The 22,815-nt window shown below is 64.8% G+C and carries 20 protein-coding genes; 8 read left to right on the top strand and 12 right to left on the bottom strand.

Annotated elements, in window-relative coordinates; all coding sequences use genetic code 11:
* Positions 1-19: 19 nt before the first annotated feature.
* Together dacB and BM031_RS00155 are read right to left on the bottom strand one after the other, a co-directional pair.
* The gene (dacB, locus tag BM031_RS00160; protein ID WP_091869433.1) at positions 20-1,486 is read right to left on the bottom strand and encodes a D-alanyl-D-alanine carboxypeptidase/D-alanyl-D-alanine endopeptidase; all 1,467 of its coding nucleotides are present in this window, start codon (positions 1,484-1,486) and stop codon (positions 20-22) included.
* A gap of 9 nt (positions 1,487-1,495) precedes the next feature.
* Positions 1,496-2,734: a spore maturation protein gene (locus BM031_RS00155; protein ID WP_091869430.1), complete on the bottom strand. Its 1,239-nt coding sequence runs from the start codon at positions 2,732-2,734 to the stop codon at positions 1,496-1,498.
* A gap of 164 nt (positions 2,735-2,898) precedes the next feature.
* Here BM031_RS00155 and BM031_RS00150 point away from each other — a divergent pair, with 164 nt between their 5' ends.
* The 3 genes from BM031_RS00150 to BM031_RS00140 all read left to right on the top strand — a co-directional run bounded on the left by BM031_RS00150 (position 2,899) and on the right by BM031_RS00140 (position 8,989).
* A complete protein-coding gene (locus BM031_RS00150; RefSeq protein ID WP_091869427.1) occupies positions 2,899-4,686 on the top strand; it encodes an ABC transporter substrate-binding protein in 1,788 nt (595 codons plus the stop codon).
* A 184-nt stretch (positions 4,687-4,870) separates the two neighbouring features.
* Positions 4,871-7,720, top strand: coding sequence for a TonB-dependent receptor domain-containing protein (locus BM031_RS00145; protein WP_091869424.1), 2,850 nt, complete (start codon positions 4,871-4,873; stop codon positions 7,718-7,720).
* 210 nt (positions 7,721-7,930) lie between these two features.
* A complete protein-coding gene (locus BM031_RS00140) occupies positions 7,931-8,989 on the top strand; it encodes a S66 peptidase family protein (protein WP_229408336.1) in 1,059 nt (352 codons plus the stop codon).
* Between the two features lie 6 nt (positions 8,990-8,995).
* Here BM031_RS00140 and BM031_RS00135 read toward each other — a convergent pair whose 3' ends face one another.
* From BM031_RS00135 to BM031_RS00105, 7 genes are all read right to left on the bottom strand, one after another.
* Positions 8,996-9,529, bottom strand: a complete 534-nt coding sequence (locus BM031_RS00135; protein ID WP_091869419.1) for a GNAT family N-acetyltransferase — start codon at positions 9,527-9,529, stop codon at positions 8,996-8,998.
* The gene (locus BM031_RS00130) at positions 9,529-10,656 is read right to left on the bottom strand and encodes an acyl-CoA dehydrogenase family protein (protein ID WP_091869417.1); all 1,128 of its coding nucleotides are present in this window, start codon (positions 10,654-10,656) and stop codon (positions 9,529-9,531) included. Before BM031_RS00130 ends, BM031_RS00135 begins: the two co-directional genes overlap by 1 nt.
* Before the next feature lie 36 nt (positions 10,657-10,692).
* The gene (locus BM031_RS00125; protein ID WP_091869413.1) at positions 10,693-11,361 is read right to left on the bottom strand and encodes an SDR family oxidoreductase; all 669 of its coding nucleotides are present in this window, start codon (positions 11,359-11,361) and stop codon (positions 10,693-10,695) included.
* Between the two features lie 80 nt (positions 11,362-11,441).
* Positions 11,442-12,641 carry an acetyl-CoA C-acyltransferase gene (locus BM031_RS00120; RefSeq protein ID WP_091869411.1) on the bottom strand — a complete coding sequence of 400 codons (1,200 nt, stop codon included), beginning with the start codon at positions 12,639-12,641 and terminating at the stop codon, positions 11,442-11,444.
* On the bottom strand, positions 12,638-14,434 hold the full coding sequence (aceK, locus tag BM031_RS00115) for a bifunctional isocitrate dehydrogenase kinase/phosphatase (RefSeq protein ID WP_091869408.1): 1,797 nt from the start codon (positions 14,432-14,434) through the stop codon (positions 12,638-12,640). The genes BM031_RS00120 and aceK overlap by 4 nt, the downstream gene beginning before the upstream one ends.
* A 228-nt stretch (positions 14,435-14,662) precedes the next feature.
* On the bottom strand, positions 14,663-15,847 hold the full coding sequence (locus BM031_RS00110; RefSeq protein ID WP_091869405.1) for an isovaleryl-CoA dehydrogenase: 1,185 nt from the start codon (positions 15,845-15,847) through the stop codon (positions 14,663-14,665).
* A 124-nt stretch (positions 15,848-15,971) separates the two neighbouring features.
* On the bottom strand, positions 15,972-16,373 hold the full coding sequence (locus tag BM031_RS00105) for a MerR family transcriptional regulator (RefSeq protein WP_091869402.1): 402 nt from the start codon (positions 16,371-16,373) through the stop codon (positions 15,972-15,974).
* 126 nt (positions 16,374-16,499) lie between these two features.
* Here BM031_RS00105 and BM031_RS00100 point away from each other — a divergent pair, with 126 nt between their 5' ends.
* From BM031_RS00100 to BM031_RS25390, 3 genes are all read left to right on the top strand, one after another.
* On the top strand, positions 16,500-17,552 hold the full coding sequence (locus tag BM031_RS00100; RefSeq protein ID WP_091869399.1) for an MBL fold metallo-hydrolase: 1,053 nt from the start codon (positions 16,500-16,502) through the stop codon (positions 17,550-17,552).
* Positions 17,553-17,816: 264 nt separating this feature from the next.
* Complete coding sequence (locus tag BM031_RS00095; protein ID WP_091869396.1) at positions 17,817-18,236, top strand: hypothetical protein; 420 nt, start codon at positions 17,817-17,819, stop codon at positions 18,234-18,236.
* A 116-nt stretch (positions 18,237-18,352) separates the two neighbouring features.
* On the top strand, positions 18,353-18,526 hold the full coding sequence (locus BM031_RS25390; RefSeq protein ID WP_177207605.1) for a hypothetical protein: 174 nt from the start codon (positions 18,353-18,355) through the stop codon (positions 18,524-18,526).
* A gap of 26 nt (positions 18,527-18,552) precedes the next feature.
* Here the strand turns inward: BM031_RS25390 and BM031_RS00090 are convergent, their stop codons facing one another.
* Together BM031_RS00090 and grxD are read right to left on the bottom strand one after the other, a co-directional pair.
* A complete protein-coding gene (locus tag BM031_RS00090; protein ID WP_091869393.1) occupies positions 18,553-19,146 on the bottom strand; it encodes a UbiX family flavin prenyltransferase in 594 nt (197 codons plus the stop codon).
* Positions 19,139-19,453: a Grx4 family monothiol glutaredoxin gene (grxD, locus tag BM031_RS00085; RefSeq protein WP_091869390.1), complete on the bottom strand. Its 315-nt coding sequence runs from the start codon at positions 19,451-19,453 to the stop codon at positions 19,139-19,141. Before grxD ends, BM031_RS00090 begins: the two co-directional genes overlap by 8 nt.
* Positions 19,454-19,620: 167 nt before the next feature.
* Here grxD and BM031_RS00080 point away from each other — a divergent pair, with 167 nt between their 5' ends.
* Both BM031_RS00080 and BM031_RS00075 read left to right on the top strand, forming a co-directional pair.
* The gene (locus tag BM031_RS00080) at positions 19,621-19,932 is read left to right on the top strand and encodes a hypothetical protein (protein ID WP_143084483.1); all 312 of its coding nucleotides are present in this window, start codon (positions 19,621-19,623) and stop codon (positions 19,930-19,932) included.
* Positions 19,933-20,009: 77 nt separating this feature from the next.
* Positions 20,010-20,294 carry a hypothetical protein gene (locus tag BM031_RS00075; protein ID WP_091869384.1) on the top strand — a complete coding sequence of 95 codons (285 nt, stop codon included), beginning with the start codon at positions 20,010-20,012 and terminating at the stop codon, positions 20,292-20,294.
* Positions 20,295-20,440: 146 nt separating this feature from the next.
* On the opposite strand, the gene BM031_RS00070 is transcribed toward BM031_RS00075, so the two are convergent.
* A complete protein-coding gene (locus tag BM031_RS00070) occupies positions 20,441-22,792 on the bottom strand; it encodes a Tex family protein (RefSeq protein WP_091869382.1) in 2,352 nt (783 codons plus the stop codon).
* Positions 22,793-22,815 lie beyond the last annotated feature (23 nt).

Here is a 22,815-nt window from a genome sequence, read left to right as displayed (position 1 = left end):
ATAAGCAAACCACGTAGCTTCACGGCGCCGCAGGCGCCACCCCCGACCGCGCCACCCAATCCACCAGCGCCTCGACCACAGCACGCCCCCGCCCATTACTGGCCTGCTCGCTATTCACCATCGCCACGAACACATTCTGCACCCCGTTCGCATCCGGCACATATCCCGCCAGCGCGACCACGTTGCGAAGCGTGCCCGTCTTGAGTCGTGCCCGCCCGGCCGCCGGCGTCCCCTGCAAGCGGCGCCGCAGCGTCCCATCGATCCCCGCAATCGGCATGCTCGCCTGGAACTCCGGCATCCAGTTGCTGCGCAGCCCCGCCTGCAGCAGATGGCCCATTTGCTGCGGCGTGATGCGTTCCGCACGCGACAGCCCCGACCCGTTCTCGATCACAAAGCCGGTGTCGTCGATCCGGTTCGCGCGCATCCACTCGCGCACCGCCGCATCGGCGCGGGTAAAGGTGGTCTCGCCGTTCGGCGCAAGCGCGAAGCTGCCCGCCGCCGGATCCGGCTGCAGGCTGCCCAGGCTCAGGAACAGGGTACGGGCCAGCAGGTTGTCCGATGGCTTGTTGGTGTCGCGGACCAGTTCGGGCAGCATGCGCGAGGTATGCTCGGCCAGCACCCGCGACTCCGGCGGCGCGACGCCTTCCACGACCTTGCCGCTGAATTTGCCGCCGAGTTCCTTCCACTTCTGGCGGAACAGGCGGTCGATGTAGTCGTCGCGGTCCAGCACATTGATGCTGTAGCTGCGCGCGCACTCTTTCGGGAAGGTCCCATGCAACAGCACCTTGATCCGGCCATCCTTCTGGCGCACCGCTTCCGGCAGCTTCCAGCCGTCCTCCCACTTGGCGCAGTCGGCCTCGATCAGCGTCATGTCGGAACCGATGCTGACGCGGTCCAGCGCCGGCTGCATCGACAGCGTCAAGGCCTTCGCTGTCGAGCGCATGTCGAGCTGCAGCATGTTCTTGTTGACCAGCAGCGCGTCCGGAATCACGTTGTAGTAGGCCTCGGGCGACTCGTCGAACGGCGGCAGGCCGACATCGAGGCGCGAAGGCTGGAACAGCGAACGGTCCAGCACCAGGTCGCCCTCGATGCGGCGGATGCCCTGGTAGTGCAGGGCGCGCAGCATGTTTTCCAGGTGTTCGCCGGACAGGTCGGCATCCGCGCCGCCTTTTAAAATCAGGTTCCCGCGCAGGACGCCCTTCACGACCTCGCCCGTACTGCGCAGCTCGGTGCGGCCGCGGAAGGCGGGGCCCAGGCGTTCCAGGCTGATGAGGGTTGTCACCAGCTTCATCGTCGATGCCGGCTGCATCGGCCGGTCGGCCTGGTGCGCCAGCACGACAGCGTCGCCTTTCAGTACCAGCACGCCGACGCTGTCTTCCGGCAGCCCGTGCTGCGCCATCACTTGCGCGACGGAGGCCGGCAGCTGGGCATGGGCGGCGCCGAAGGCGGCGAAGAAGAGGGTGGCAAGCGTGAGGCGACGCAGCATGGGCTGTCCTTAACCGAAGAAGAGATAAGCGACGAAGATGGCGCCGATCACGCCGGCCAGGTCGGCCAGCAGGCCGTAGCCGATCGCATAGCGGGTCTTGCGGATGCCGACCGCGCCGAAATACAGCGCCACCACATAGAAGGTGGTGTCGGCCGCGCCCTGCAGGATGCTGGCCAGGCGGCCGACGAAGGAGTCGACGCCATAGGTGGTCATGGCGTCGATCATCATGGCGCGCGAACCGCTGCCGGACAGCGGCTTCATCAGCGCCGTCGGCAGCGCGCCGACGAAGTCGGTCGGCAGGCCGAGCTGGGTGAAGACCCAGGAAAAACCGCTGACGATGATGCCCAGGATGCCCGAGTTGCGCACCACGCTGATTGCGACCAGCATGCCGACCAGGTAGGGAATGATCTTCAGCGAGGTCTCGATACCGCCCTTGGCGCCTTCGATGAAGGCTTCGTAGACGTTGACCCGCTGCGCCAGCGCGGCCACCATGAAGGCCGCGATGATCGAGAACAGGATCAGGTTGGCGGCCACCACCGACACCAGTTCGATCTGGGCCTTGTCGAGGAAGACCGTGAAGTACCACACCAGCGCCGCGATCACCGCGGTCATGCCGCCGATCCAGGCGAACACCACCGGGTGCAGCAGGTTGATGCGCTGGCGCAGGCTGACCGCGATGATGCCGGTCATGGTCGAGCAGTAGGTGGCGATCAGGGTCGGGATGAAGATGTCGGCCGGGTTGGCCGCGCCCAGGATCGCGCGCTGCGCCATGATCGCCAGCGGAATGACGGTCAGGCCCGAGGTCTGGATCACCAGGAACATGATCTGGGCGTTGCTGGCCTCTTCCTTGTGCGGATTGAGGGTCTGCAGGCTCTCCATCGCCTTCAGGCCGAAGGGCGTGGCGGCGTTGTCCAGGCCAAGCATGTTGGCGGAAAAATTCATCACCATATGACCATTGGCCGGGTGGTCGCGCGGCACTTCGGGGAAGATGCGCGAAAAGAAGGGGCCGATAATGCGTGCGAACAGATTGATGGCGCCGGCCTTCTCCCCCACGTTCATGATGCCCAGCCACAGGGTCATGACGCCGGCCAGCGGCAGCGCGATGTCCATCACCGCCATCTTGGCCGACGAAAAGGTGCCGTCGATGACGCGCTTGAAGATTTCGGTGTCGCCCAGGAACAGCCATTGTGCGAGCGCGGCGATGAAACCGACGAGGAAGAAACCAGACCAGATGTAATTGAGTGCCATATGAAATTCGCCGCTGAGCTACCGATTGTGCAGCGGAGAGTATAGGCCGGGAACATGCTGCCATGATGAAAGAATGCACCCGCGCCATGCGAAAAAGTTATGCCTATTGCCCCTATAAAGAGGGCGGGCATATGATACGCAACGCTTCCTACCTCGCTCCTGCCATGAAACTCCGCCTGCTCGCCGCCATCCTCCTGTTCCCCCTGGTCTGCGCGGGCAGCGCCGCCCAGGCGCCTGCAAAGGCGCAGGAAAAGGTGCTGCACATGTTCCTGTCCACCAGCGAGACCGGCCTCGATCCCGCCTCGGCCTCCGACAATGCCTCGCTGTCGCTGCTGGAAAACCTGTTCGATCCGCTGCTGCGCTACGACTACCTGGCCCGCCCCGCCCAGCTGCGCCCGAATACGGCCACCGCCATGCCCGAAGTGAGCGCCGACGGCCTCACCTACACCTTCCGCATCCGCCCCGGCATCTATTTCACCCCCGACCCGGCCTTCAAGGGCGTCAAACGCGAGATGACGGCGCAGGACTACGTCTACAGCCTCAAGCGCCTGTACAACCCGGCCCTCAAGTCGCCGTGGGCCTATATGTTCGACGGGAAGATCGCGGGCGACGAGGCGCTGCACAAGGACTACAGCGCCGATACGCAAGTGCCCGGCCTGCAGGCCCCGGAGCGCTACACGCTGCGCATCCGCCTGAAAGCGCCCGACAACAACTTCCTGTTCTACCTCGCCACCGCCGCCACCGGCGTGGTGGCGCGCGAAGTCATCGAGGCCTATCCGGGCCAGGCCGGCAACCACCCGGTGGGCACGGGCCCGTTCATGGTCAAGGAGTGGAAGCGCAGCGACCGCCTGGTCCTGCTGGCCAACCCGTATTCGTCGGCCGTGTTCCACGCCACCCCGGGAAACAATCCGGAGGACCAGGCCATCGCCGCTGCCTTGGAAGGCAAGCGCCTGCCGCGGGTGGACCGGGTGGAGGTGCGCATCGCCGAGGAATTCCAGGGCCGCATGCTGGGCTTCCTGAACGAGGAATACGACTACCTCGAGCAGGTCCCGGAATCGATGACCGACATGGTGGTGCGCGACGGCCAGCTCAAACCGGAGCTGGCGGCGCGCGGCATCGTGCTGTCGCGCTTCCCGGTGCTGCAGACCTACTACATGTGGATGAACATGAACGACCCGGTGGTGGGCGGCTACGGGAAAGACAAGCTGGCGCTGCGCCGCGCGATCTCGCTGGCCTACAACAATGCCGAGGACATCGCGCTGCTGAAAAAAGGCTTCGCGATCAAGGCCGAGTCGCCGCTGCCGCCGAATGTGCTGGGCTACGACCCAAACTACCGCAGCCCGGTGCCCTACGACCCCCAGCTTGCCAACGCGCTGCTGGACCGCCACGGCTACCACCGGCGCGACCAGGACGGATTCCGCCGCACGCCGGACAACCGCCCGCTGACGCTTACCATGCACAGCGAAGCCACGGTCGGCGGGCGCCTGCGCGACGAGTTGTGGCGCAAGTGCCTGAACGCGGTGGGACTGCGCGTGGTGTTCAAGTCCGACAAGAAGACCGAGATCATCAAGGCCTCGCGCATCGGCACGGTGCAGATGTTCGAAAGTAACTGGATCGCCGACTTCCCGGACGGCGACAACTTCTACCAGCTGCTCTACGGACCGAATGCCGGCCGCGCCAATTATTCGCGCTTCAACCTGCCGGCCTATAACCAACGCTACGAGCAGGCGCGCGCCCTGCGCGATGGCCCGGCGCGCCAGAAGCTGTACTTCGAGATGAACCAGCTGATCCACGCGTACAACCCGTGGGTGCCGCTGACCCATGTTTTGTCGGGCGACCTGCGCCATCCGTGGTTGAAAAACTACAAACGTCACCCAGTGGAATTCACACAATGGCGTTATCTGGACGTTGATGTTGCGCAAAGGGCACGCTCTGTCGGGGCTAGGCGCTAAGAGAGTGGGGTTTTCCTAAATAAAACATTCCTGTTAGTTATACTGGCCGCCGGATAATTCATTGGATGACGTTAAGTAACTACGCATACTCTGAAATCGAAAAGTAACGTAATGCAAAGACATTACGACATCGAAAAGCCGGTCGGCAGCCATGACCGCCAAGGGAAAACGTTAGGAGAAACGCGTGAAGTTAAAGAAGCTTGCCCAGTTGATCGCCCTGATGGGTGCAGTCAGCCCTGCCATCGCACAAACCGCTGTGGACACCAGCAAGATGCAGCGTGTCGAGATCACCGGCAGTAGCATCAAGCGCATCGCCAAGGAAGGCGCACTGCCCCTCGAAATCATCTCGCGCAAGCAGCTGGAAGACCAGGGCATCGTCAGTGCCGAGCAGCTGATCGCAACCCTGAACATCAATGGCAACGGTTCCGACAACCTGGCCTCGAACGCCGACGTCACCTCGGGCGCCCAGCGCGGCAACAATGGCGCGTCCTCGGCCAACCTGCGCGGCCAGGGCGCCGATTCGACCCTGGTGCTGCTCAACGGCCGCCGCGTGGCAACCCACGGCATGAAGGGCTCGGCGGTCGACCTGAACTCGATCCCGATGTCGGCGGTGGAGCGCGTCGAGGTGCTCAAGGACGGCGCTTCCGCGATCTACGGCACCGATGCGATCGGCGGCGTGATCAACTTCATCCTGAAGAAGAACTACAGGGGCCTGGAAACCCAGGCCTTCGTCGACGTCACCGAGGCCGGCGGCAGCGAGATCGGCCGCGCGTCGATTACCGGCGGCTGGGGCGACCTGGACACCGACGGCTGGAACGTGCTGGCCACCTTCTCCCACCGCGAAAACAAGGCCCTGCGCGGCGACCAGCGCGACTTCGTCAACACCTTCCAGCCAGACCGCGGCGTCTCGGTGGATACCCGCGGTACCCCGAGCGGCAACGTGTTCGCCACCACCATCGGCCCGTCGCTCCTGTCGCGCACCGGCACCGGCCCGACCATCCCGGGCGGCGGCACCACCACCTACAGCGGCATCAGCATCCTCGACCTGCCGGGCGGCCCTGGCTGCAACAGCATCGACGGCATGGGTCCGTACGACGAGAAGCTGTGGAACAGCGCCGGCTCGGCCTATGGCTGCGCCTGGGATACCGGCCGCGCGGCCGTCCTGCAGCAGCCGGTCAAGAGCAGCAATGCGCTGGCGCGCGCCACCTTCCAGTCGGGCGATCATCAGTTCTTCGTCGAAGCCGTGGGCTCGAACGTGGAAGTGGCCAAGCGCTTCTCGCCCAACCAGATTTCGCCGGGCACCACCACCTTCCCGGCCAGCTCCTTCTACCCGCGCACCGGCGCCGCCTACGACACCGTGTACAACGCGCTGGTCAAGGTGTTCCCGAGCGTGTCGGCCAACTACGGCCTGCCGATCGCCTACCGCTGGCGCTGCATGGAGTGCGGCAACCGCGAGATCGTCACCGAGTCCAAGGCCGCGCGCCTGCTGGTCGGCGCCGACGGCCCGGTCAACCTGTTCGGCAAGCGTTTCGACTACCGCACCGGCATCTCGCGCGCCTTCAGCGAATCGGAATCGCTGCTCGGCACCGGCTACAACTACACGGTCGCCCTGGCCAACGCGCTGGGCACCGGCAAGATCAATCCCTTCCTGCTGCCGGGCCAGCAACAGTCGCAGGAAGCGATCGACCTGATCAAGAGCACCTCGGCCGCCGGCGTCACCATGTACGGCGGCAGGACCACCCTGACCCAGCTCGACGGCGCGCTGTCGGGCGAATTGTTCAACCTGCCGGCCGGCACCGTGATGGGCGCGGTCGGCTTCGACCTGCGCCGCGAAGGCTACGAGTTCAATGGCGACCGGCGCGCCGCGGGCGCCCGTCCGGTGATCCTGAACGCACCCTTCGACGATCCGAATGCGCTGGACGGCGTGCACCGCGACATCAAGGCGGTCTACGCCGAACTGCTGGTCCCGGTCATCAACAACCTGGACGTGACGCTGGCGATCCGACGCGACCACTACAGCGGCATCGGCGCCACCACCAACCCGAAGATCTCGTTCCGCTACCAGCCGATTCCGGAGCTGCTGTTCCGCGGTTCGTACAACGAAGGCTTCCGCGCCCCGTCGTTCAACCAGCTCTACAACGGCGTCACCGAGTCGCCATATGCCGGCAAGGACCTGGTCGATCCGTCCAGGTGCCCGACCGGCCTGGTCGACGCGACCAAGCCAGGCTGCGAATCGATCACCCCGAACATCTTCACCGGCGGCAAGAGCAGCCTGGGTCCGGAAACCGCGAAGCAGGGCACCGTCGGCGTCGTGATCGAGCCGTTCACCTGGTTCTCGGCCAACGCCGACATCTGGGAAGTGCGCAAGCAGAACACCATCGATTCGTTCAGCACCGCGACCATGGTGGCGAACTACAACCTGTTCTCGGAGAACTTCATCCGCGACGCGTCGGGTAACATCGCCTTCATCGACCAGCGCTGGGTCAACGCCGGCGAGCGCACCACCCGCGGCCTCGAACTGGGTGCCCGCCTGAACGGCAAGTTCAGCACCGGCGCCATCTGGACCATCGGCATGGACGGTTCGCGCCTGCTGGAGAAGAAGTCGCGCGCCACCACCAATGCCGAATTCGGCAAGAGCGAAGTGGGCCGCTTCACCTTCACCGGCGACCTGGGCCTGAAATGGAAGCACAGCGCCTACGTGACCTACAAGTACGGCAACTGGAGCGGCCTGTTCCAGAACATCTACCGTTCGGGCTACGACGACCAGGTGCTGCCGGGTGTCGCCAATGGCCTGGTGAAGCCGACCAACTACAACCCGAAAGTGGATGATTACTCGATCTTCAACCTGAGCGTGAGCTACTCCGGCATCAAGAGCCTGACGCTGACCGCCGGCGTGAAGAACATCTTCGACGAAGATCCACCGTTCGCGATCACCTACGACGGCAACACCGGCGCCGGCAGCTCGTGGGAGCCACGCGTGGCCGACCCACGCGGCCGTGCCTTCACCCTGATGGCGACCTACAAGTTCTTCTAACTTGATCGCTGCCTGCGGCCCGCTGCTGATGGAGGTGAACACCTCCACGGCGCGGGCCGTTTTTGTTTTGATGGTGGATCAGACGGTGCATCGTTTTTACCCATCCCCTATGAACCGTCGTCCCGGCGCAGGCCGGGACCCAAGTTCTGCGTGCGCTATCGTAACGCGTGCAAAATTGGGTCCCGGCCTTCGCCGGGACGACGTTGGTATATGTCGCGTATGAATCTCACACGGCGCGGCTTCGGCGCCCTTACCGCAGCGGGCATCGCCGCCGCCTCTTCCGGCCTCGCCTCCGCTGCCCCGCGCCAAGCCGCGCAACGCCTCATCAAACCCCCCCGCCTGCGCCCCGGTGACCTGGTCGGCCTGGTCGCCCCCGGCGGCGTGGTCAACGACCGCCTCATCGAAAAATCCGTCCAGAACATCGAAGCGCTGGGCCTGCGCGTGAAAGTGAGCACTTACCTTGGCGCCGCCTACGGCAACTACGCTGGCTCGGTGCAACAGCGCCTGGCCGACCTGCACGCCATGTTCGCCGACCCGGAAGTAAAAATGATCTGGCCGATCCGCGGCGGCTCCGGCTGCATCTCGCTGCTCTCCAGCCTCGACTACGCGCTGATCCGCCGCAACCCGAAGATCCTGCTCGGCTACTCCGACATCACCGCGCTGCACCTGGCGATCCATAACAAGGCGGGACTGGTGAGCTTCCACGGCCCGGTGGCCTCGTCCACGCTGGCCGACTATTCGCGCGAGCACATGATGGCCGTGCTGTGCGACCCGCGCGCGACCTACACCATCCCGATGGCGCCGGAGAACGTGGTCAAGGCGCAGACCATGCCCCACTTCGGCATCCGCACCCTGACCCAGGGGACGGCCACCGGCCCGCTCCTGGGGGGCAACCTGTCGATCGTCGCCGCCCTGAGCGGCACGCCCTACGCGGCAGGCTTCCGCGGCGGCCTGCTGTTCCTGGAAGAGGTGGACGAAGCGCCTTACCGGCTCGATCGCTGGATGACCCAGCTCGACCTGGCCACCGGCTTCGCCAACGCGGCCGGCGTGATGGTGGGCGTGTGCGAGGAGTGCGCGCCCGAGCCGGGCCAGCGTTCGCTCACCCTGGACCAGACCTTCGACCATCACCTGAAACCCCTGCTGGTGCCGGCGGTGACGGGCTATTCGATCGGCCATATCCGCCACCAGTTCACCGTCCCGATGGGCGTGCGGGCCAGGCTCGACACCGAGCGCCAGACCGTGACGCTGCTGGAGCCGGCCGTTTCCTGACAGGGTTCAGCGCAAGCGAATGCTCATCGACACGGCGCCCACCTGCGCGCCGCCGATGCGGTACTGGTCCGCTACTACTCCGGTCTCGGTGAACCCGGTGCGCGCGTAGAGGGCGCGTGCCTGGTGATTCTGCGCCAGCACTTCCAGGTCGACCCAGTCGAAGCCCGTGCTCCGGGCCCAGGCCAGCGCCGTGTGCACCAGGCGCGTGCCCAGGCCGGCGCGGCGCAGGTCGTGGCGCACGCCCATGCCGAGCAGGCTGCGGTGGCTGGAGGCCGCATCCGGCTGGCCGCGCAGGTCGATGTGGCCGGCAACCTCGCCGGCGTCGTCGAGCGCGATCCACACATGCCGCCAGCCCGGCTGGCCGACCGGTGTCGCCACACCGGCCGCGAAACGCTCGCGCATCGCCGGCGGCACGCCGGTGTCGACGCGCTCCATCGGCTGGAACAGCGGAGTGCCGTCGCGGCCGTTCTCGGCCAGCTGCTCGCCCAGGTAGGCGAACAGCGCCGGCAGGTCGGCCTCGGTGGCCGGACGAATCTCCATCAAAGCGCGCGTGCGATCAGGATCTTCTGGATGTCGCTGGTGCCCTCGTAGATCTGGCACACGCGCACGTCGCGGTAGATGCGCTCGACCGGGAAGTCGGCCACGTAGCCGTAGCCGCCGAACACCTGCATGGCGCTGGAGACCACGCGCTCGGCCATCTCGGAGGCGAACAGCTTGGCCATCGCCGCTTCCTTCAGGCAGGGCACCCCTGCATCCTTCATCGACGCGGCGTGCAGGATCAGCTGGCGCGCGGCCTCGATCTGCATCGCCATGTCGGCCAGGCGGAACTGCACCGCCTGGTGCTCGAAGATCGGCTTGCCGAAGCTCTCGCGGTCTTTCGCATACGCCAGCGCGGCCTCGTAGGCGGCGCGCGCCATGCCGACCGACTGCGAGGCGATGCCGATGCGGCCGCCCTCCAGGCCCGACAGGGCGATCTTGTAGCCCATGCCCTCAATGCCGATCAGGTTCGCCTGCGGCACGCGGCAGTTCTCGAACACGATCTGGGCGGTGTCGGACGAGTGCTGGCCCATCTTTTCTTCGATGCCGGCCACGATGTAGCCGGGCGTGTCGGTCGGCACCCAGAAGGCGCTGATGCCCTTCTTGCCGGCCGCCTTGTCGGTGACCGCCATGACGATGGCGACGTCGCCGTATTTGCCGCTGGTGATGAACTGCTTGGTGCCGTTGATGATCCAGTCGTCGCCGTCGCGGGTGGCGGTGGTGCGCAGGCTCGATGCGTCGCTGCCGGCGTGCGGTTCGGTGAGGGCGAAGGCGCCCAGCATCTCGCCCTGCGCGAGCGGGCGCAAGAAGCGCTGCTTTTGCTCTTCGTTCGCATACATCATGGCGATCGAGCACACCGGGCAGTTGTTGACCGAGATGATGGTCGAGGTGCCGCCGTCGCCGGCCGCGATTTCTTCCAGTACCAGCGCCAGCGACACGTAGTCCAGGCCCGCGCCGCCGTATTCTTCCGGCACCGCGACGCCGAAGGCGCCCAGCGCGGCCAGTTCCTTCAGCTCGTCCTTCGGGAAAGTGTGCTCCTTGTCGCGGCGCGCGGCGCCGGGGGCCAGGCGCTCCTGCGAAAAGCTGCGCAGGGCGTCGCGGATCATCTGGTGTTCTTCGCTCAGTATCATCGTGTCTCGTTTATATAGTTTGTATTGTTTGGGGCGTTACCAGGGAATCGGGCTGCCGTCGTAGTTCAGGAAGGCGCCGTTGCTGGAGGTGTCGAGCCCGGCCAGCGTGGCGCGCAGGGCGGTCACGCTCTGTTCGACCGTGAGCGTGGCGCCGCTGCCGCCCATGTCGGTCTGCACCCAGCCCGGATGGAAGGCCACGCAGGTCGCGCCTTGCGCGCCGTAGGTGATGGCGGTATCGGCCAGCACCGAGTTGAGCGCGGCCTTGCTGGCGCGGTACAGCGTGCCTTCGGTAGAGCTGCGCGCGCCGATCGAGCCCATCTTCGAGGACAGCACCGCCAGCTTGCCGTGCCTGGTGGCGACCAGCGGCGCCACGATCGGAACCAGGCGCATGGGGCCGAGCACGTTGGTGTGCATCACGGCGTCGAATTCGGGGCCGGTCGGGAAGCTGGCGTGTTCCGGGCCGTAGACGCCCGCCACGATCCAGGCCAGGTCCACCTGTTCGTCGTCGAGCTGCCAGCCCAGCGCGGCGATGGAATCGGCGCTGGTGACGTCGAGCTGGTAGCTCACTGCCCCCAGCTGCGCCAGTTCGTCGCAGTCTTCGCGCTTGCGCGCGGTGGCGATGACGCGCCAGCCATCGAGGCGGTACTGGCGCACCATCTCGTGACCGATGCCGCGGGACGCGCCGATGATCAAGGCAGTAGGCATGACAGGCTCCTTTTGTGTGGATTCAATTCAATTCGTGGTTAATGCGACGTAAATTGGCCGCATTAACCACGTTTTGTAAATTACACCAGCTCGATCGCCATGGCGGTGGCTTCGCCGCCACCAATGCACAGCGAGGCCACGCCGCGCTTGCCGCCGGTGCGCTTGAGCGCGCCGAGCAGGGTCACGATGATGCGCGCGCCGGAGGCGCCGATCGGGTGGCCCAGGGCGCAGGCGCCGCCGTGCACGTTGACCTTGCTGTGCGGAATGTCGAGGTCGCGCATGGCGGCCATCGGCACCGCGGCGAAGGCTTCGTTGATCTCGAACAGGTCGACGTCCGCCGCCGTCCAGCCAGTCTTCTTGAACAGCTTGTGCATCGCGCCGATCGGGGCGGTGGTGAACAGGTTCGGTTCCTGGGCGAAGGTGGCGTGGCCGAGGATGCGCGCGATCGGCGCCAGGCCCAGTTCCTTCGCCTTCGATTCGCGCATCATCACCAGGGCCGCGGCGCCGTCGTTGATCGACGAGGACGAGGCGGCGGTCACGGTGCCGTCCTTCTTGAAGGCGGGCCTCAAGGAAGGGATCTTGTCGATCTTGGCCTTCATCGGGCCTTCGTCCTTTTCGACCACGACCTCGCCGGCGCGGCTGGCCACGGAAACCGGCGCGACTTCCCAATTGAACCAGCCTTCGTTGCTGGCGTTCTGGGCGCGCTTGACCGATTCGATCGCGAACGCGTCCTGGTCTTCGCGGGTGAACTGGTAAGTGGCCACGCACTCTTCGGCGAAGGTACCCATCGAGCGGCCTTCGCCGGTCTTCTCGTTGCGCGAGTAGGCGTCTTCCAGGCCGTCCATCATCATGTGGTCGAACATCGTCGCGTGGCCGATGCGGTAGCCGCCGCGCGCCTTCGGGATCAGGTAGGGCGCGTTGGTCATCGATTCCATGCCGCCCGCGACGACGACATCGGCGCTGCCGGCCAGCAGCTGGTCATGCGCGAAGATCGCGGCCTGCATCGCCGAGCCGCACATCTTGGACAGGGTGACGGCGCCGGTGGACATCGGCAGGCCGGCCTTGATCAGCGCCTGGCGCGCCGGGGCCTGGCCCTGGCCGGCCATCAGGCAGTTGCCGAAGTAGACGTGTTCGACCGCGTCGGCGGCGACGCCGGCGCGCTCCACCGCCGCCTTGATCGCCACCGCGCCGAGGTCGCTCGCCGACTTCGACGAAAAATCGCCCTGGAAGGCACCCATCGGGGTACGGGCGGCGCCAACGATAACGACTGGATCATTCATTGTGTGTTCTCCAAAAGAGGGGTGGGTGTCTGGTTGCAAAAGCGGATGTGCTGGGGATACGGGAACACGTCGTCGATGACGCCTTCCAGGATGCGGTCCTTGCGGGATTGCCAGAAATCGCGGGTCAGCAGATCCGCGTGGTGCTGCATGAAATGGTGGCGGATCCTCGGATTACCAAGGAGGAAACGGCCAAATTGTTCGGGAAACACGTCGTGCTTGCCGATCGGGTACCACGGCTCGGACGCCATCTCGTCCTCGTCGTTGCGCGCTTGCGGGATATCGCGGAAGTTGCAGTCGGTGAGGTAGTCGATTTCATCGTAATCGTAGAACACGACGCGGCCGTGACGGGTGACGCCGAAATTTTTATACAGCATATCGCCGGGGAAGATATTCGCCGCCACCAGGTCCTTGATCGCATTGCCGTATTCGCGCACGCCGTGCTCGACCAGGTCGTCCCGGCCGGCTTGCTGGGCATTGGTGAGATAGATATTCAGCGGCACCATGCGGCGCTCGATATACAGGTGGTGCACGATAATCCGCTCGCCCTCGATCTCCACCAGCGACGGCGCGTACTGCTTCAGTTCGGCCAGGAGCTCTTCCGAAAAACGCGCCAGCGGAAAGGCAACGTCCGAATATTCCAGCGTATCGGCCATGCGCCCGACCCGGTCGTGGTGCTTCACCAGCAGGTATTTTTCCTTGACCAGCGCGCGCGTGGTGTCTTTTGGGGGCGGATAGAAATCCTTGATCACCTTGAATACATAGGGAAAGGAGGGCAGCTCGAACACCAGCATCACCAGGCCGCGGATGCCGGGGGCAATCTGGAAGCTGTCCGAACTGTGCTTCAGGTGCTGCAGGTAGTCGCGGTAGAACAGCGTCTTGCCCTGCTTCTGCAGCCCCAGCACCGTGTAGATCTCGCTGCGCGGCTTGCGCGGCATCAGGCTGCGCAAGAAACCCACGAACGCCGACGGCACTTCCATGTCTACCAAAAAGTAGGCGCGCGTGAAGCTGAAGAGCAGGGTGATGTGGTACACGTCCAGCAGCACCGTATCGAGCACCAGCTGGCCGCTTCGGTTGTGCAGCGCCGGAATCACGAAGGGGTAGTCGCGCGGGCCGTTGATGGCGCGGCCGACGATGTAGGCTTCCTTGTTCCGGAAAAACAGGCTGGATAGCACCTGCAGCTGCAGGTTCGGTTCCGCCCGGTCGAGTCCGAATGCCTCGGTGAGGCGCGCCTCGACAAGGGCGATATCGCGGTCCAGGTCCTCGAAAGGCAGGGCAAGCTGGAAGTTGGTCACCACGCGCTTGAGCGCAAAGCGCAGGCTGTCGGCCGCGGGGTAGTACACGCGGTAGGTGGGCTGCGGCTCGTCGGTCTCGATGTACTCGGTGGAGATCACCGGGCGCACGAAGATGTAATCGTTATGGTAGTAGCTGCGGTGCAAAATGATGCAGCTGACCGAGTTGAAGAAGGTCTCGGCCAGTTCCGGTTGTTTGTGGCCCGAGAGCAGGCCTATGTAGTGCAGCTTGGTTTCGGGCCAGACCAGGTCGCTGAGCTCCTCGGGCGTGTACTCGTCCTCGAGGATGCGCACGCATTCCTGCACCCGCCGGTCGTAGTAATCGATGCGCTCGCGCGCCGCCTGCTGCGCGGCGCCCCAGTCGGCGGTCTCGAAGTAGCGCCTGGCCTGCTGGCTGGCCTGGCGGAACAGGCGGTAATGCTTGTCGAAGCCATCCAGGATGGCGCGCGCGATGTCGAATGCGATCTGGGACGACAGCAGTTTGGGGAACGCCACGTGGGTCATCGTTCGTCTCGCGCGCTGGGAGGTGGAGCGGACATTCTAGGGCAGTAACTGCTGATGTGCATGACGCTGAAGCGTGGTGCAGCAAGACGCCTTAGCCGTCACACTTGCACGCCGTTCCGGCGAAGGCCGGAACGACGGTCTTGAGGTTGGCGAAGGAAAAATTACGCGTATAAGCTACGCGTTGCGCAAATCTCGCCGCATCGCCTTATCCCCACCTTCGCCTCTCACTTACATCGTCTCACCAAACAACTCCCGCCCAATCAGCATCCTGCGAATCTCGCTGGTCCCCGCGCCGATCTCGTACAGCTTGGCGTCACGCCACAGGCGGCCCACCGGGTACTCGTTGATATAGCCATTCCCACCCAGCGCCTGGATCGCTTCACCCGCCATCCACGTCGCTTTTTCAGCCGAATACAAAATCGCGCCGGCCGCGTCCTTGCGCAGTGCGCGCACGGCAGCTGCGTTGTCGGCGCGGTCGCAGGCCTGGCCGACGGCGTACACATACGCGCGGCAGGCCATCATGGTCGAATACATGTCGGCGATCTTGCCCTGCATGAGCTGGAACTCGCCGATCGCCTGGCCGAACTGCTTGCGCTCGTGGATGTAGGGCACCACCGAATCCATGCATGCCGACATGATCCCCAGCGGGCCGCCCGACAGCACGGTGCGCTCGAAGTCCAGGCCCGACATCAGCACGTTCACGCCCTTGCCCAGGCCGCCCAGGATGTTCTCGACCGGCACTTCGCAGTCCTGGAACACCAGTTCGCCGGTGTGCGAGCCGCGCATGCCCAGCTTGTCGAGCTTTTGCGCGACTGAAAAACCTTTAAAACCCTTTTCGATCAGGAAGGCGGTCATGCCGCGCGGGCCGGCTTCCAGGTCGGTCTTGGCGTACACCACCAGGGTGTCGGCGTCCGGACCGTTGGTGATCCACATCTTGGTGCCGTTGAGCACGTAGCGGTCGCCCTTGAGCTCGGCCTTCAGCTTCATGCTCACCACGTCGGAACCGGCGTTCGGCTCGGACATGGCCAGCGCGCCCACGTGCTCGCCCGAGATCAGCTTGGGCAGGTACTTCTGCTTCTGCTCTTCGGTGCCGTTGCGCTTGATCTGGTTGACGCACAGGTTCGAATGGGCGCCGTAGGACAGGCCGACCGAGGCCGAGGCGCGCGAGATTTCTTCCATGGCGATGATGTGCGCCAGGTAGCCCATGTTGGCGCCGCCGTATTCCTCGCTCACGGTGATGCCCAGCAGGCCGAGTTCGCCCATCTTCTTCCACAGGTCCATCGGGAACTGGTCGGAACGATCGATCTCCGCAGCGCGCGGTGCGATTTCGGCGGCGGCGAACTGTTGCACCGCTTCGCGCAGCGCGGCGATGTCTTCGCCATGGTCAAAGGTCAAGCCTGGGAGATGCAGCATGTCGTCCTCACGGTGAACGGTGGTTGGGCAGGAATCAAGGGTGAATCATACTCGCCTCTTACGTTAACGTAAACGTCAACTAACAGGCCAAAAAATGGGGGCAGTTCGCCCCCTGGTTCTGGCTTCAGGCGGCGTCGCGGCGCTCGCTACTGTCGGCCAGCAGGCGGCGGCATTCTTCTTCGTGGGCGGCAATTTCTTCCAGCGCCATCTCGATGTCGGCGCGCTGCTGCTCCAGGGTCACGCGCTGGTGGGCCAGCACGCCGAGGAAACGGTCGATCTGGGCCACGGTGTCGCGCGGCGACTCGTACATGTCGACGATGCTCTTGATTTCAGACAGGGTCAGGCCGAGGCGCTTGCCGCGCAGGGTCAGCTTGAGGCGGGTGCGGTCGCGCGGGGTGTAGACGCGGTTGCGCCCGCCCACGCCTTCGCGCGAGGGGCTCAGCAGGCCCTGGTCCTCATAGAACCGGATGGCGCGGGCCGTGATGTCGAATTCGCGTGCCAGTTCGGCGATGGTATAAGTGGCCATGGTGAGCTATGCGGTCAAGGGAAGCAAAACAAGGAATCGCTTACAATCTACAGGTGCGGATTGCCGTTTACGTTAACGTTAATCGCATTGTAGCGCGCCCGCTTTATCACGAACAGAAAGTTTGGTATGAACCCGCTCGAAGCCCAGCTGAACTATCCATTTGGCGACACCATTCCCGTGCCCGGCCTCGTGCATGAAGTGATGCCGGGCCTGTCCTGGATCCGCATGCCGCTGCCCTTCGCCCTGGACCACATCAACCTGTGGCTCCTGGCAGACGAGCAGGAAGGGCGCGGCGGCTGGAGCGTGATCGACAGCGGGGCCGGCACCGACGCCACCCGCGCCGCCTGGGAAGACGTGCTGGACGGTGGCCTGCAGGGCGCGCCGCTGCTGCGCGTGTTCGCCACCCATTGCCACCCTGACCACGTGGGCCTGTCGGGCTGGCTCAGCAAGCGTTTCGATGCGTCGTTCTGGACCACCGCCGGCGAGTTCGGATTCGCCCGCATGATGGCGGCGGCGCTGCCGGGTGTCGATGGTCCCTCGGCCATTCCCCACTTCGAGCGCCACGGCTTGAGGGATCCCGCCCTGCTCGAGCAGATGCGCAGCCGCAAGAACTACTACCCCTCCTTGGTGCCGGCCGTGCCGGACGCCTATACCCGCCTGCAGGACGGCGACCTGGTGCGGATCGGCAGCCATAACTGGCGCGTCATCACCGGGTTCGGCCATTCACCCGAACATGCCTCGCTGTATTCCGAGCAATTGAATGTGCTGATTTCCGGCGATATGGTGTTGCCGCGCATTTCGACCAATGTCTCGGTATTCGCGGTCGAGCCTGAAGGCAATCCGCTCGACCAGTACCTGCGCTCGCTGGAAAAGTTCACAAACTTGCCGGAAGACACTTTAGTCCTGCCTTCACACGGCAAGCCCTTCCGCGGCCTGCATACCCGGATCCGGCAGCTGCGCGACCACCATACGGCGCGCCTGGCGGAAGTGATGGCGGCCTGTGTCGCGCCGCAGTCGGCGGTCGATATCGTGCCCATCATGTTCCGCCGCCAGCTCGATGCCCACCAGCTCAGCTTCGCTCTGGGCGAGGCACTGGCTCACCTCCATAAACTCTGGCGCGACGGCATGCTGCGGCGCGCCAAAGACGCTGACGGCGTCTTCCGTTTCCAGCTCGCCTGAGCCTGATATGCCGGATTACCGGCGGATTATCCCGCGACGATAAAGCTCGGGAACAAGCGTGCGGCCGGCGCATAATATTTCCTATAAGATATATTCTGCCTTTTGCGCTAGAATACAGGCCGACTTTGCAGTATCTAAAACACGCAAATTCTATTAAATAATCACATCTTTGTTACTTTTTAAGGGTATGATTGTCCGAATGCTTCTCAGCAGTTAGGAGCTGGCCGCTCCCTGGCCATCCGCACATATATTGTAAGTATCACAATGAATTCAACTAATGAACGGGAGAGCTTCAGTGGGCGCCTGCAGCAGGCGCTGAAGAACGCCCACTACTCGCCCGATAGCCCGACCCGCCTCGCCAGGGAATTCAACATCCGCTTCGAAGGCCGCCCGATCACCGTCCATGCCGCGCGCAAGTGGCTGGTGGGCGAAGCCATCCCGACCCAGGAAAAACTGCGCATGATTGCCCAGTGGCTGGGCGTGCCGGCGGACTGGCTGCGCTTCGGCGGCACCGACAACGTGGCCGGCAACGGCGATGCCGCCAATGGCAGCGCACGTTTCGAATCGGCCGACGTCAAGCTTATTGCTGACCTGCAACGCCTGGATGAGCATCATCGCCAGCTCGCACGCGAATTCATTCGCATGCTGGTGCGCATGAATCACCAGAAGCCCGAGCAAAAATAGTTTCGTAACTGCACTTTTCGTGACTTCCGGAACGCACAAACGGCCGGAGGTAGTCCATAATCGGTTGGTGGCGAGCGGATCCGCCGCCACCCGTCACGTCAAGGAGCAGCTGCCGTATGCGAAACAATTACGCCAACACCGCCCAGCTCAAGGAATTGATGACCGCACCGCCCATGACGGCGGCGCGCCATGCCGAGGTCATGCGACAACGTAACGCCCGGCGGCGGATGATTGAGGAAGCGCGCGAAGCAAAGAAGGCCGACGACCCGTTCGACGGCGACAAGCGTTGAACGGCTGAGTGCAGCCGGGGCGCCGGTCAGGCGTCCGGCGCGCTTTTCATGCCGCCCCAGCGCGGGGCAAGGGCGTTGTCGAGCCCGAGCAGGTCGACCGCCCGGTCGACCGTGTGTTCGACCATCTCCTCGATGGTCGCCGGGCGCTGGTAGAAGCTCGGCAGGGGCGGGAACACGATGCCCCCCATTTCCGTCACGGCGGTCATATTGCGCAGGTGCGCCAGGTTGAACGGCGTTTCGCGCACCATCAGCACCAGCCTGCGCCTTTCCTTGAGCATCACATCCGCGGCCCGCGTGACCAGGTTGTCCGACAGGGCGTGGGCAACGGCCGCCAGCGTTTTCATGGAACAGGGCGCGATCACCATGCCGTCGGTCTGGAACGAGCCGCTCGCAATCGACGCGCCGATGTCGCGGTTGCGGTGGACGACGTGGGCCAGCGCTTCGGCGTCGCGCCGCTGCAGGCCGAGTTCCTGGTGCAGGGTGAGGGAGGCGGCGTCGGACATGACCAGGTGGGTCTCGACGCCGGGAGTGGCGCCCAGCCGCTTGAGCAGCTGCACGCCATAGGTCGCGCCGGTTGCGCCGGTGATGGCGACAACGATCCGGCGCGGCCGGTCAGCCATTGTTCAGCAGGGTTTTCAGTTCGCCCGATTCGTACATCTCGTTCATGATGTCCGAGCCGCCGATGAACTCGCCGCGCACGTAGAGTTGGGGAATGGTTGGCCAGTTCGAGTAGTCCTTGATGCCCTGGCGAACTTCCGGGTCGTCCAGCACGTTGACGGTGGCGATGTTCTCGACGCCGCAGGCTTTCAGGATCTGGATGGCGCGGCCCGAGAAACCGCATTGCGGGAACTGGGCGGTACCCTTCATGAAGAGCACGACCGGGGTGGAGTCCACGGTGTCTTTGATCCAGGTTTGTACGTCGCTCATGTGATTAGCCTTCAGTGAGAATGGGTGGGATGCCGACATTTTATAAGAATTCGGCTGGGCGGGCATGGGCGGCAGCGGGGGGCCTGCGTCCCGGCGTGACAATCTACGCGTTTTTGGCGAAAAAAGCCCGCTATGATGGTTCGCATGCCATTCGAACGGGAGTCATCATGACTACATACCGGGGGTTTGCCTCCATGCCGTCGCCCCTGCTGTGGATCATGGCTGCGTTCTTCGTCATTCCGGGCGTGTACGATGCGATGACGGGGATGTTCCAGGATCCGCTGGAAGATGTCATGCTGGGCACCACCCAGCTGCTGGCCGGGGCCTTCCTGCTGTACTGCGCCGTGCAGTCCTGGCGCGACAAGCGCCTCGCGATCGCCTCGCCCCGCACCACGCTGGTCGGCTACGCCTGCTTCGGGCTGTTCTGCCTGTGCTTCGTCGTCAAGGTCGGCGCCAGCGCCATGCGCATCTTCGCCTGAGGCCAGCCGCTGCGGTTACGGCCGGGCCGCGACTGTTGTATGATCGCGCGGATTTCCAAACATCCCAGGTCCACGCCATGCAACAGCCACCCCGCCGCGGTCCCTCCGCCACGTCCAACCTCGTCATCGCGACCATCCTCGGCATCCCGGGCGTGATCAACCTCGTCGGGGGCGTCCTGCGTGGCGGCGCCGGCGACTTCCTGTGCGGCGTGTCGGCGCTGGCGTATGCGCTGTTGCTGGTGCGCGACGCCATGCACATCAAGAAGACCGGCGTCCCGGCCATGGCGCAGTCGCGCATGCTGCTGATCGGCTTTGCCTGCCTGGGTATCTACCTGGTGGGCGTGTACTTCAAGCACCGCTGAGGTAGGGCGGCCGGGTTTCCCCGGCCGCGCGCTCAGCTCCGGCGTGGTCTGCCACACAGTGCGTCGGTGATCCGGACGCGCGGCCGGCGAAGCCGGCCACCCTACATTTTCTTGCCAGGCAAGCGGCGTTTCCGCCGGTGGTGCGCTTACTTGCGCAGCTTGGCGAAGGCCTCCGCCATCGCGCCGCCCGCTGCGGGCGCTGGTTTTTCCTGGCGCTGGTGCTGGGCCAGGCGCTTGCCGTCGTTGCGGTCGGCGCGCTGCTCGGGTTTGGCGCCGGGCTGCGGCGCGCTGTCGGTCAGGCGCATGGTCAGCGCGATGCGCTTGCGCTTGGGGTCCACTTCCAGCACTTTGACCTTGACCACCTGGCCGGCCTTGACCACGGTGTGCGGATCCTTGACGAAGGTATTCGACAGCGCCGAGATGTGCACCAGGCCATCCTGGTGCACGCCGATGTCCACGAACGCGCCGAAGGCCGCCACGTTGGTGACCACGCCTTCCAGGATCATGTCGGGGCGCAGGTCGGAAATGGCTTCCACGCCTTCCTTGAAGGTGGCGGTGGTGAATTCCGGACGCGGGTCGCGCCCCGGCTTTTCCAGCTCTTTCAAAATGTCGGTCACGGTCGGCACGCCGAACTTCTCGTCCGCGTACTTTGCCGGGTTCAGCGACTTGATCAGCGCAGCGTCGCCGATCACGTTCTTCATGTCGCGTTTGGTATCAAGCAGGATCTTCTGCACCACCGGATACGATTCCGGGTGCACCGCCGACGCGTCGAGCGGGTTCTCGCCGTTCATCACGCGCAGGAAGCCGGCTGCCTGCTCGAAGGTCTTGTCGCCCAGGCGCGGCACGCTCTTCAAGGCCGCGCGCGAGGCGAACGCGCCCTTCAGGTCGCGGTAGGCCACGATGCCCTGCGCCACGCTGGATGACAAACCCGACACGCGCGCCAGCAGCGCGCTTGATGCCGTGTTCACGTCCACGCCCACCGCGTTCACGCAGTCTTCCACCACCGCGTCGAGCGAGCGCGCGAGCTGGGTTTGCGAGACGTCGTGCTGGTACTGGCCCACGCCGATCGATTTCGGGTCGATCTTCACCAGTTCGGCCAGCGGGTCCTGCAGGCGGCGCGCGATCGAGACCGCGCCGCGGATCGACACATCAAGGTCGGGCAGTTCGCGCGACGCGAATTCGGACGCCGAATACACCGAGGCGCCGGCTTCCGACACGACGATCTTCTGGAGCTTGAGCTCTTGATTCTGCTTGATCAGGTCGCCGGCCAGCTTGTCGGTTTCGCGCGAGGCGGTGCCGTTGCCGATCGAGATGAGCGACACATTGTGTTTCGCCGCCAGCTGGCCCAGCGTGTGCAGCGCGCCGTCCCAGTCGTTGCGCGGCTGGTGCGGGTAGATGGTGGCGGTATCGACCACCTTGCCGGTGGCGTCGACCACCGCCACTTTCACGCCGGTGCGCAGGCCCGGGTCCAGGCCCATGGTCGCGCGCGGGCCGGCCGGCGCCGCCAGCAGCAGGGCTTTCAGGTTGCGCGCGAAGACGCCGATCGCATCGAGTTCGGCCTTCTCACGCAGCGCGCCCATCAATTCGGTTTCGATGTACATGAAGCTCTTCACGCGCCAGGTCCAGCGCGCGGTGTCCGCCAGCCACTTGTCGGCCGGGCGGCCATTGTTCTTGATGCCGAAGGCGGCGCAGATGCGGCCTTCGCAGGGGTTGTGCGGCGCGTCCCACTTCGGCTTTTCGCTTTCGGTATCGAGCCGCAGCACGACATCGAGCACGCCTTCGCGGCGTCCGCGCATCAGCGCCAGCGCGCGGTGCGAAGGGATGGTGCCCAGGGTCTCGGAATAGTCGAAATAGTCGGCGAATTTTTCGCCCGCGTCTTCCTGGCCGGCGACGACTTTCGACTCCACCACGCCGTGCTCGCGCACGTAGTCGCGCAGCGATTGCAGCAGGGTCGCGTCTTCGGCGAAGCGCTCCATCAGGATCTGGCGCGCGCCGTCCAGTGCAGCCTTCGCATCGGGCACGCCCGGGTTGGCGCCGCCATCGTCGTTGGTGAAGGCGTCGCGCAGGTAGGCGCCGGCTGCTTCTTCGGGCGTGAGCGTGGGGTCGGCCAGCAGGGCCTCGGCCAGCGGCGCCAGGCCCGCTTCGATCGCGATCTGCGCCTTGGTGCGGCGCTTCTGCTTGTAGGGCAGGTAGAGGTCTTCCAGGCGGGTCTTGTCTTCGGCCAGGGCGATCGACTGCAGCAGCGCCGGCGTCATCTTGTTCTGTTCCGTGATCGACGCGATGATCGAGGCGCGCCGGTCTTCGAGTTCGCGCAGGTAGCGCAGGCGCTCTTCCAGCAGGCGCAGCTGGATGTCGTCGAGCCCGCCGGTGGCTTCCTTGCGGTAGCGCGCGATGAAGGGGACGGTGGCGCCTTCGTCGAGCAGGGCGACGGCGGCGGCCACCTGCGCTGGTTTGGCGGACAGTTCGAGGGCGAGGCGTTGTTCGATGGAAGGCAGCATGGGCGTGAATCAAATGCGTCAAA

Source organism: Massilia yuzhufengensis (genome assembly GCF_900112225.1).
Classification (GTDB): Bacteria; Pseudomonadota; Gammaproteobacteria; order Burkholderiales; family Burkholderiaceae_D; genus Telluria; species Telluria yuzhufengensis.
This window is presented reverse-complemented; position numbering and strand designations above follow the sequence as displayed.

Excerpts from the sequence above, each read along its gene's own strand:
- BM031_RS00120 (WP_091869411.1), bottom strand. The coding sequence starts at position 12,641 with ATGAATGATCCAGTCGTTATCGTTGGCGCCGCCCGTACCCCGATGGGT.
- BM031_RS00155 (WP_091869430.1), bottom strand. The coding sequence starts at position 2,734 with ATGGCACTCAATTACATCTGGTCTGGTTTCTTCCTCGTCGGTTTCATC.
- BM031_RS00140 (WP_229408336.1), top strand. The coding sequence starts at position 7,931 with ATGTCGCGTATGAATCTCACACGGCGCGGCTTCGGCGCCCTTACCGCA.
- grxD (WP_091869390.1), bottom strand. The coding sequence starts at position 19,453 with ATGAGCGACGTACAAACCTGGATCAAAGACACCGTGGACTCCACCCCG.
- BM031_RS00080 (WP_143084483.1), top strand. The coding sequence starts at position 19,621 with ATGACTACATACCGGGGGTTTGCCTCCATGCCGTCGCCCCTGCTGTGG.
- BM031_RS00075 (WP_091869384.1), top strand. The coding sequence starts at position 20,010 with ATGCAACAGCCACCCCGCCGCGGTCCCTCCGCCACGTCCAACCTCGTC.
- BM031_RS00090 (WP_091869393.1), bottom strand. The coding sequence starts at position 19,146 with ATGGCTGACCGGCCGCGCCGGATCGTTGTCGCCATCACCGGCGCAACC.
- aceK (WP_091869408.1), bottom strand. The coding sequence starts at position 14,434 with ATGACCCACGTGGCGTTCCCCAAACTGCTGTCGTCCCAGATCGCATTC.
- BM031_RS00125 (WP_091869413.1), bottom strand. The coding sequence starts at position 11,361 with ATGCCTACTGCCTTGATCATCGGCGCGTCCCGCGGCATCGGTCACGAG.
- BM031_RS00095 (WP_091869396.1), top strand. The coding sequence starts at position 17,817 with ATGAATTCAACTAATGAACGGGAGAGCTTCAGTGGGCGCCTGCAGCAG.
- BM031_RS00130 (WP_091869417.1), bottom strand. The coding sequence starts at position 10,656 with ATGATACTGAGCGAAGAACACCAGATGATCCGCGACGCCCTGCGCAGC.
- BM031_RS00150 (WP_091869427.1), top strand. The coding sequence starts at position 2,899 with ATGAAACTCCGCCTGCTCGCCGCCATCCTCCTGTTCCCCCTGGTCTGC.
- BM031_RS00070 (WP_091869382.1), bottom strand. The coding sequence starts at position 22,792 with ATGCTGCCTTCCATCGAACAACGCCTCGCCCTCGAACTGTCCGCCAAA.
- dacB (WP_091869433.1), bottom strand. The coding sequence starts at position 1,486 with ATGCTGCGTCGCCTCACGCTTGCCACCCTCTTCTTCGCCGCCTTCGGC.
- BM031_RS00100 (WP_091869399.1), top strand. The coding sequence starts at position 16,500 with ATGAACCCGCTCGAAGCCCAGCTGAACTATCCATTTGGCGACACCATT.
- BM031_RS00105 (WP_091869402.1), bottom strand. The coding sequence starts at position 16,373 with ATGGCCACTTATACCATCGCCGAACTGGCACGCGAATTCGACATCACG.
- BM031_RS25390 (WP_177207605.1), top strand. The coding sequence starts at position 18,353 with ATGCGAAACAATTACGCCAACACCGCCCAGCTCAAGGAATTGATGACC.
- BM031_RS00135 (WP_091869419.1), bottom strand. The coding sequence starts at position 9,529 with ATGGAGATTCGTCCGGCCACCGAGGCCGACCTGCCGGCGCTGTTCGCC.
- BM031_RS00110 (WP_091869405.1), bottom strand. The coding sequence starts at position 15,847 with ATGCTGCATCTCCCAGGCTTGACCTTTGACCATGGCGAAGACATCGCC.